The organism is Kineococcus indalonis (assembly GCF_009906395.1).
Lineage (GTDB): Bacteria > Actinomycetota > Actinomycetes > Actinomycetales > Kineococcaceae > Kineococcus > Kineococcus indalonis.
The window spans coordinates 1-468 of the sequence record NZ_JAAALM010001019.1 but is presented as its reverse complement, the minus strand read 5'-3'; the positions used below and the strand labels follow the sequence as shown (position 1 = coordinate 468).

Annotated in this window: 1 pseudogene; it reads right to left on the bottom strand. The window is 83.8% G+C overall.

Annotated features, from left to right (window positions below):
• Nucleotides 1-433: pseudogene (locus GTR00_RS22490) on the bottom strand (hypothetical protein); the annotation flags it as partial.
• Nucleotides 434-468: the final 35 nt, after the last annotated feature.

Below are 468 nucleotides of genomic sequence, written 5' to 3'. Positions count from 1 at the left end.
CGCCGGCCAGCGCTGCGGCGAGCAGGCCCGCGGCCCCGCCGGCGAGCACGGCCGGCCACTGGCCGGCGTCGACGACCGCCGCGCCCGCCCCCGGGGAGGTGCCCACGAGCGCGTCGAGCACCAGGCGGCAGGCCACGACGCCCGCCGCGGCGCTGGACACCTCGGCGAGCGCGCGGCGCCACGGCTGCTGCCGGCGCGCCGCGCGGTGCAGCAGCGGCAGGCAGGACGCGAGCAGGGCGAGGGTCAGCGGGGCCAGCGCGGTGAGGGCGACGGCCAGCCCCCAGCCGGCGCCCACCGCACCGGTGGCGACGGCGACGGCGAGGGCCAGGGCGAGCGCGAAGGGGCTCGCCCGCCACGGCGGTTCCAGCGGCAGCCAGGCGCCGGCGAGCACGAGCGCGGCCGGCGGCAGGAGCAGCAGCGCGGAGGCGTCCACCCGCGGCGGCGCGGGGCGCGGCGGTGCTCCGGCGC